The sequence below is a fragment of the Pseudomonas sp. MF6751 genome (assembly GCF_016613265.1).
Classification (GTDB): Bacteria; Pseudomonadota; Gammaproteobacteria; order Pseudomonadales; family Pseudomonadaceae; genus Aquipseudomonas; species Aquipseudomonas fluorescens_BV.
Genome location: NZ_JAENSV010000053.1, coordinates 24,106 through 32,037 on the forward strand (window position 1 = coordinate 24,106; position 7,932 = coordinate 32,037).

A 7,932-nucleotide genomic window follows, 5' to 3' on the forward strand; every position below is an offset into this window, starting at 1 on the left:
GGCGTTATCCCGTGGTGAAAATGTTGCCTACCAGCGCCTGCCTGTCGATGGCGCTCTTGTTGTGCGGGTGTAACCCGTTGATGAGGGCGTCGTGGTACACCCTCGAAACCTCTGTGACGGGCCCGGCCCCGATCAACGTGACCCGCGCCCAGGTCGACGCGGTGCCATACCCGCAGATCCTGGTGACCACCGCCGTCAGCGAGGGCGTGATGGCCATGGCCCGGCGCCGGGGCGACCTGCAGTTCTGGGTCGCTTCCGGCAAGCAAGTGGTGATGATGCGTGACGGCCTGGTGGTACGCACTGTCGGGCTGGGTGTTTCCCTGGATGGCACGCGTTTCAGTGGCGAATCGCCGTTCAAGCGCGGCCTCCAGCATCTGCCCGACGGCTACACCGGCACACGCTGGATCGACCTCTACGACGGCAACCGAATCGGTATCGCGGTCAACAGCCGTTTCAGCAGCCACGGTATCGAGACCCTCCGCATTCTGGACAAGGATTACGCCTTGCTGCGCATCGACGAGCAGGTGGACGCTCCCACCTTGAATTTCCGCGCCACCAACCATTATTGGGTCGACCCGCAGGATGGTTTCATCTGGCGCAGCGAGCAGCATTTGACGCCCCGGTTGGCCCTGAAAATCGTGCAGTTGCGTCCCGACCGGGAGGCAGCCCGATGAAGTGTTCGAAGCTTTTATGGCTGGGCCTGTTGCTGATCGGCCCCGGCACTGGCCAGGCGGCCGTTACAGTCAGTGGCGATGTGCGCAGCCCTGGCGCCTTCGAGGTCAAGCCGGGGGCGCGTTTGCTGGACGTTATTCGTGTGGCCCAACCCAATGCAGAAAGCTACTGGTTGGGCGCCGCGTGGCTGCACCAGTCGTTGGTGAGCACGCAGGAACGCTTGAAGGCAGGGGTTTTGTTCGATCTGAAACTGCTGCAACGAGGGGCCTTGCTGGATGACCGTGGCTCCCGGGCGGACTTGAGTGCGCGTCTGTATCGACAGGTCGAACAGTTGCCGGTCACCGGCCGCCAGGTGCAAGTGCTGGACCCGATCGCCGTGGAGACGGGGTTCGCGCGCAACGCATTGCTGGATGACGGGGACCGGCTGGTCTACCCCGTGAGGCCGTCCACCGTGCAGGTGCTCGGGGCGGTCGCGCAGTCCTGTGATGTGCCGTACCGGGCCATGCGCGAGGTGCGGGATTATGTTGGCGACTGCACGGTCCTCGATGACGCCGAGCGCGATGACCTGTGGCTGATCCAGCCCGACGGCCAGGTACGGCGCGTGGGCGTGGCGGCGTGGAATCGCGAGGACGGCGTGGTGGCGGCCCCCGGCAGCAGGATCCTGGTGCCGATCCGCAGCGACGACCTTGAGACGCCGACCCCTGATCTCAACCAACAACTGGCCGAGTTTTTCGCCACTCAACCGTTGGCTGAGGTGAACCCTTGAATTTACGTTTTGCGGCTGTACTGCTGTTGCCTTGCGGGTTGGCTCACGGTGACCCCCGTTACACCCAAAATGATTTCGGCGGCGTGGGCCTGCTACAGACCCCCACCGCACGCATGGCCCCGGCGGGAGAGTTGAGCGCCAACGCCAACCGCACCGATCCCTACTCGCGCTACAGTTTTTCCCTGCAACCGTTTGATTGGCTGGAGGGTTCGTTTCGTTATACCGCCATCAGCAACCGCAGGTACGGCGCCGAGGCGTTGAGCGGAAGCCAGAGCTTCAAGGACAAGGCCATCGACTTCAAGGCGCGGCTCTGGGAGGAAAGCCGGTGGGCACCGCAGGTGGCTTTCGGTGCCCGGGACATCGGCGGTACCGGGCTGTTTTCCAGCGAATACTTTGTCGCCAACAAGCGCCACGGCAACCTGGATTTCAGCCTCGGCATCGCCTGGGGCTACCTGGGAAACCGAGGCGACTTCGGCAACCCGCTGTCGGTGTTCGGCAGCAAATTCAACGACCGGCCCAAGAGCACTGCGGTCGTCGCCAGGGCAGGGGATGTGAACTCCAACGCCTATTTCAGGGGCCGCCCTTCGTTGTTCGGCGGGATCGCCTATCAAACGCCCTGGGAACCCCTGAGCCTGAAACTCGAATACGAGGGCAATGACTACAAGCACGAGCCGTTGGACAACCCGATCAAGCAGGACTCGCCGGTAAACATTGGCGTGGTCTATAAGCTGGCTGACAGCGTCGACCTGAGTGCGGCCTGGGAACGCGGGAATACCGCGATGTTCGGCATCACCCTGCACACCAACTTTGTCAGCCGCAAGGCACCGGTCAAGACCTATGACCCGCCCGCCGAACCGTTGCCGGCGCGCATGCCCACCACCCCGGCCGACCAGGTCAACTGGGCCAACGTCGCCGACAGGCTGCAGCAGAATGCCGGCTACAAGGTGGAGCGCATTGCCCGGCGCGGCTCGGAATTGATGGTGTATGGCGAGCAGCAACGCTACTTCTATTCAGCCAAGGCCGTGGGACGCGCCAGCCGGATTCTCGACAACAGCGCCAATCAGGATATCGACTGGTTCACCCTGGTGAACAAGCGCTATGACATGCCCATCGAAGAAACCAGCGTGCCCCGTGACACCTTCCGCGGCGTGGTGAACAACCAGCAGCCGTTGACGGACCTGCACCGTAATACCGAGGTCAACCCGGCGGTTGCCCATCGGGAAACCACGCTCTACAGCAGAAAATCCGAGCCGTTCAACTATGGCCTTGGCCTGGGTTACAAACAGAACATCGGTGGCCCCGACGGCTTGCTTTATCAGTTCACTGCCGACGCCGACGCGGAGTACCGTTTTACCCGCAATACCTGGTGGAGCGGCTTGTTCAGCGCCAACCTGCTGAACAACTACGACAAGTTCACCTACGACGCACCCAGCGGGTTGCCGCGAGTACGCACCGACCTGCGTCAATACATGACCACGTCCGATGTGACGATGCCGAACTTCCAGGTCAACCATGCGCAGCGCCTGGACCGCGACCTGTATGGCATGGTCTACGGCGGCTACCTGGAGTCCATGTACGCCGGGGTGGGCGGCGAGGTGTTGTTCCGGCCGACGGGCAAGCACTGGTCGGTGGGCGCAGACCTGAACTTCGTGCGCCAGCGTGATTTCAACCAGGGCTTCGGCCTGCGGGATTACCAGACCATCACCGGCCATGTCACCAGCTATACCGAGCTGCCCTATGACACCCTGGCCGCCGTCAGTGTGGGGCGTTACCTGGCGCGGGACTGGGGCACCACCGTCGACATCTCGCGCCAGTTCAAGAACGGCGTGAAGTTTGGTGGCTGGGTGACGCTGACCACCGCCTCGAAGGAAGAATATGGCGAAGGCAGCTTCGACAAGGGTATCTATATTTCCGTCCCCTTCGACGAATTGATGAGCACCTCGACGATGCGTCGGGCCAACGTCGTATGGGCGCCACTGACCCGTGACGGCGGCGCACGCCTGAACCGCGGCTATTCGCTGCAGACCATGACTGACGGGCGTGACAGCGAGTTGTTCTATAACAACTTCGAGAAGATCACGGAGTGACGGTGCGGCATCTGCCGACAAGGTTATCGACTGCCCGGCGTTAAATGCGCCGGGCAGTCGCCAAGCCAGAAAGCTACAGCGCCAGGTGCAATGCCGGCGCGCAACACTTGCCTGACTTTCCTCTTTGATGACTATGCGAATGGCCCGGGCCCGGGCGTTGCTGTGGGCGCTATCGTTGCGCCTTGCGGGGAGTGGTGGCGGGGAGGGCGCAAAACGCGCCTGGTGCCCCGCGCCGCCGATGCAGCGGCACGGGGAAGGGCGGGGTCAGTAGATGTCTTTGGACAGCAGGGTAAACGGCGTCTTGAACAGGATCTTGATGTCCAGCCACAGCGACCAGTTGTTGATATAGCGCAGGTCGATATCGACGCGTTGCTGCATCTTCTCCAGGGTCTCGGTTTCACCCCGGCAGCCATTGACCTGCGCCAGGCCGGTGATGCCGGGCTTGATGCGATGCCGCGCCATGTACGCGCGAATCTTGCCCGAGTAGTAGTCATTGTGGGCGACGGCATGCGGGCGTGGGCCGACCAGTGCCATATGCCCTTGCAGCACGTTGAACAGCTGGGGCAGCTCGTCGATGGAGGTGCGGCGGATAAATCGCCCTACGGGGGTAATGCGTGAGTCGTTGCGGCTCGCCTGGCGCACTTCGTGGTCGTCATGCACGCGCATCGAGCGGAACTTCCAGACCTTGATCACCTCGCCGTTCCAGCCGTGACGATCCTGCTTGAAAATTACCGGGCCGGGAGAGGTGAGTTTGATCAGCAGGGCGAACAGCAGCAGCAACGGGCTGAGCAGGATGATCGCCAACAGGGCCAGGCTCTTGTCCAGCAGCGACTTGCTCAGTGCGGCGGTCGGCCGGCTGGTCAGCGGGCTTTCATTGAGGAAGATCGCGGGCAATCCATCCACCTCGGCCACGCTGTGGTTGAGCAGCAGCATGTTGTTGAGGTCGGGCACCCAGATCACGTCCACACTGATCTCCAGCAGGTTGAGGTACAGCGCCTCGATGTGGGTCGCTTCCTGGAGAGAGTGAGTGATGTACAGGCGGCGGATACCGTGCTGGCGGATCAGCGCGGGAAGATCGGGCAAGTCACCGAGGATCTGAGGCTGGGTGCCGGCCTGGGGGGAGGTGGTGCGGGGACCTACGAGACCGACCAGAGGGGAGCGTTTTTGCCTGGCGAGAGTATTGGCCAAGTCGGTTGCAAGTTTTCCCGTACCAATAATCAGCGATTTCTGGCGCTCATGTCGTTGCCGGTGGTAGTACCTGGATAGACTGTGAATGGGAATGTAGCAAAGGGCTAGTATTGGATAGCTGACAGCGGCCCACAGTAGCAGGATCTCGAAGGGAAACAGCGAACTGGCATTACAGGCTATGCCGACCGCGAACAATATGCCCAGGGTCAATAACCAGCCGGTGAATAATCGTCCCAGCCCAACAAAAAAGTCATCTTTTTTGCTATAGACGTCACATAACATGTAGGCCGGTATAGAGGCCAGTATTGTAATGGCTGCCAATATCCGGTAGTGGGATTCCAATTGCCCGGTCTTGAAAAGTACCAGTGAAAACAAAAGTACAACGACCACACTCAGGGCAATTGCCCACTGTCCCCAAAAGGTCAGGCCTTTGGGTGTAAGGTTACGATGCATTCTTCTGTTGTTAAGCATACTTCTGCTCCCTGTGGTATCCACTCACGTGCTGGCAGGTTAAAGCGAGGCGTGGTTTTAATGACTATCAAATGGCAGGCGCACGCGTAGGCGTGCGTATTGATAGTAATAAATGGCAGGGAGCAATGGCTGACGACTTATAACGCGGTCATGTTGTTATAAAATGGCAGATAGAAAGGCGTTCTAATAGGCAGGGTGAATTGTAATTTTTATGAAATAATTATTGTTCTGTGACGTTTGCGCGACTGCTCAGCGGGCTTTTTATTTTTTGTGTCAGGCAGTAGCCACGGTTACGCACCGCGCGGAACAGGCGTTCGCCATCATTCACGCGCTTGAACTTGTCCTGCAATCGGCTAAGGCACATTTCAAGCCCGCGATAGAGGTCGGGCTCACGTCCGATGTTGCGGATAAGTTCTTCCTTGCTGACCACACGTTCTTCATGGTTCAGCATTTTCTTGATCAATGCCGACTCAATAGTGGTCAAGGAAATGCGTAGCCCACCTTTCACCAGCGCACGATCTTGCTGGGTAAGTAGCCAGACATCGGGGCCGCGTAATGCAGAGGATGAGTTAACTGTTTCCGTGGTGGTGTTATTCAGGTCCGGGTGTGTGACGTCTGATTTTAGAGCCGTGATGTTAGGTTTTTTTGATGCGTCGTAAAGTTGTCGGGTCAGTCGATTACTGGCTTCGTAAAGTCTTTTGGCGGCGACATAGTTACTGAGCCACAGATTGAAATTTTGCTCTTTGGTAACGGCGTAGGAACTGGTCGAAGCGTCCGATGTTTTTTCCACGGTTTCGATCAGCGGCCCGCTGTCGACGTCGTAATGTAAAAATGCCACATTTGGCGTGAAATCGTGCAGTGCGATTGACGGGTACGTCGATGTAAATGTGTGTTTCTTGAGAGAACTCATGGCATTCACCGATTCCAGGAAAGTACGGGGGTTCATAAACTATCAGCAGGGGAGAAGTAGGGGCCCTGAAAATAGTCAAAAGGCAAGCGTCTGGCGAGAAGTGCGCTGTCGGCGTGCTCGACGTTGTCGGCGATGAAGGAGACCCGGGTGGTGCTCATCAGCCCCAGCATCTGGTCGTAAAGCCGGTCGAACAGGCCCGAGCGGGTGTTCAGACTGAGCCTGAGGGCCGAGTCTGGAAAAGGCATTTTTATATAGTCATAAAGACTCAAGTCGATCAGCAGGTCGGTGTTTTTTGTATTTAATGTGTAATTGTTATAGGCAAGCTTCAGGTTGCTCTGGTCTTTCAGGCTATACAGTTGACGGATCATGCTCCGGCGTTCCAGCGGGCCCGGAAGGGTGTCCAGTGTGTTTTCAACGCTGACAATGAGTTGTTGTCTGTTTTTTTCCAGCGTGTGTGAAGTATCGATAATTTCCTTGAGCAGGTCCTCATTCATCAACAGCGATTGCTCAACTCGGAAAAACTTGTGGAGGCCCGGGCTTTTATCCGCGCGCAAACGTTTACTTGTGCGGGCAAATGAACTCGGCCTGGCATGTTGCAGGGCTTCGCTGTAGGCGTCTTTAAGTTGTTCGGAATAAAACGGGCAGGCGTCATCACGCGGGCTGTCGAGCGCAGGCTCGGCGTGGACGCGGATCTCACTGCCCCACAGCGTGCAACTTCGTTCAAGTATCGCTTGCCGCGAAAAGGTGAAGCAGGCTGACGCCTCACGTAATAAGGTTCCGCTATTCACGGTTCGACCGCTCCCTGACGGGGTGGATATGATTAACCGAAGCCAGCCCTCTGCTTAGTTTGTAGCCGTAACCGCGAATGCTCTGAATTATATTGCTTCCGTAATGTGATTTTATTTTGCCACGTAACCGGCTAATCGATTTTTCGAGGGCCCTTGAATCATAAAATCGGGGATTCAGCCCCATTACCACGGCGATTTCATCATGGCTGAGCAATCGATTATGAATGAGCGCTTCCAGTACTTTCATTTCGACAAAGGACACTTCGAGCTTTTTGCCACCCCCGTAGATGCACATGCGATCCTGATCGAGTAGCAAATCAGTATTACTTAGCCAGTATGTCTCGCTGAGGAACGCGGCAAACAGGGCAAGTTTTTTCTCGGGCGAGCTCTCGACGACCTTTATGCAGTAATCGGCGCCTGCGAGATAATATTTGGTTTTGCTTAGTGTAGTGGCGAAGGTGACAACCAGGAAAATGGTGCTGCCAGGATTTTCCGATCTGGTTTTTTTAATGATGTCCAGCGTTTGGGTGCTGGCAGAGGGGGTGTCGATCTCTATGATGATGGCACGGTAATGTCCATGGCTTGCATAGGGACCGATTAGTTGGCCGTAGGAGCGTGTATCGACTTTTAGATTTTTCGGTACAGTACGAACTATAAGCTCGCTGAAGTCCTCGGATTTCGATGGGGTCCGTGCAATAGCGAGGACGTTGGAAAAATGCATCACGTTGCTCCCTTTTCCGGCATGCGAGGCCGTCAATTCAATCGCTGCAGGCGTTTAGATGTTAATCGAATTGAATACGCCAAAACGTGACAAATTTTAACATTCGGCACTTTATTTGCGGGGGGTAAGGCGGATTTCAGGCGGGTGTTGAGAGCGGGTTTGTGGACCGGAGTACTCATATGCTAGTGCAAATTTTTTAGTGTGGGCGGTTGCAGAAGCTGAGTGCAACACGGTTATTGATTTGAAGCTGGAGCATGATGCCGCATAGCCATGGCTTCCTGCATCACCTCGCCCATGACTTCGATCGGGCACTTGAAATCGAAGCGTTT

At 57.3% G+C, this 7,932-nt stretch carries 7 protein-coding genes; 3 read left to right on the plus strand and 4 right to left on the minus strand.

The window, feature by feature from the left end; all coding sequences use genetic code 11:
- The first annotated feature begins 14 nt into the window (after positions 1-14).
- The 3 genes from JJD66_RS25080 to JJD66_RS25090 are packed head-to-tail and all read left to right on the plus strand — an operon-like array spanning position 15 to position 3,525.
- Positions 15-674, plus strand: coding sequence for a YjbF family lipoprotein (locus JJD66_RS25080; RefSeq protein ID WP_032899416.1), 660 nt, complete (start codon positions 15-17; stop codon positions 672-674).
- Positions 671-1,438, plus strand: coding sequence for a capsule biosynthesis GfcC family protein (locus JJD66_RS25085; RefSeq protein WP_134326352.1), 768 nt, complete (start codon positions 671-673; stop codon positions 1,436-1,438). The genes JJD66_RS25080 and JJD66_RS25085 overlap by 4 nt, the downstream gene beginning before the upstream one ends.
- Entirely contained in the window at positions 1,435-3,525 is a 2,091-nt protein-coding gene (locus tag JJD66_RS25090) for a YjbH domain-containing protein (RefSeq protein ID WP_200649290.1), read from the plus strand. The genes JJD66_RS25085 and JJD66_RS25090 overlap by 4 nt, the downstream gene beginning before the upstream one ends.
- Before the next feature lie 264 nt (positions 3,526-3,789).
- Here JJD66_RS25090 and JJD66_RS25095 read toward each other — a convergent pair whose 3' ends face one another.
- The 4 genes from JJD66_RS25095 to JJD66_RS25110 form a co-directional block, all read right to left on the minus strand.
- A complete protein-coding gene (locus JJD66_RS25095; RefSeq protein ID WP_200649291.1) occupies positions 3,790-5,184 on the minus strand; it encodes an undecaprenyl-phosphate glucose phosphotransferase in 1,395 nt (464 codons plus the stop codon).
- A 220-nt stretch (positions 5,185-5,404) separates the two neighbouring features.
- Positions 5,405-6,094: a winged helix-turn-helix domain-containing protein gene (locus JJD66_RS25100; protein WP_008435430.1), complete on the minus strand. Its 690-nt coding sequence runs from the start codon at positions 6,092-6,094 to the stop codon at positions 5,405-5,407.
- Positions 6,095-6,126: 32 nt separating this feature from the next.
- Positions 6,127-6,882: an EAL domain-containing protein gene (locus JJD66_RS25105; RefSeq protein WP_008435428.1), complete on the minus strand. Its 756-nt coding sequence runs from the start codon at positions 6,880-6,882 to the stop codon at positions 6,127-6,129.
- Positions 6,875-7,603: a winged helix-turn-helix domain-containing protein gene (locus JJD66_RS25110; RefSeq protein ID WP_003211381.1), complete on the minus strand. Its 729-nt coding sequence runs from the start codon at positions 7,601-7,603 to the stop codon at positions 6,875-6,877. Before JJD66_RS25110 ends, JJD66_RS25105 begins: the two co-directional genes overlap by 8 nt.
- Positions 7,604-7,932: the final 329 nt, after the last annotated feature.

Coding starts and splice junctions, on each gene's coding strand:
- JJD66_RS25085 (WP_134326352.1), top strand. CDS start 671: ATGAAGTGTTCGAAGCTTTTATGGCTGGGCCTGTTGCTGATCGGCCCC.
- JJD66_RS25095 (WP_200649291.1), bottom strand. CDS start 5,184: ATGCTTAACAACAGAAGAATGCATCGTAACCTTACACCCAAAGGCCTG.
- JJD66_RS25100 (WP_008435430.1), bottom strand. CDS start 6,094: ATGAGTTCTCTCAAGAAACACACATTTACATCGACGTACCCGTCAATC.
- JJD66_RS25110 (WP_003211381.1), bottom strand. CDS start 7,603: ATGCATTTTTCCAACGTCCTCGCTATTGCACGGACCCCATCGAAATCC.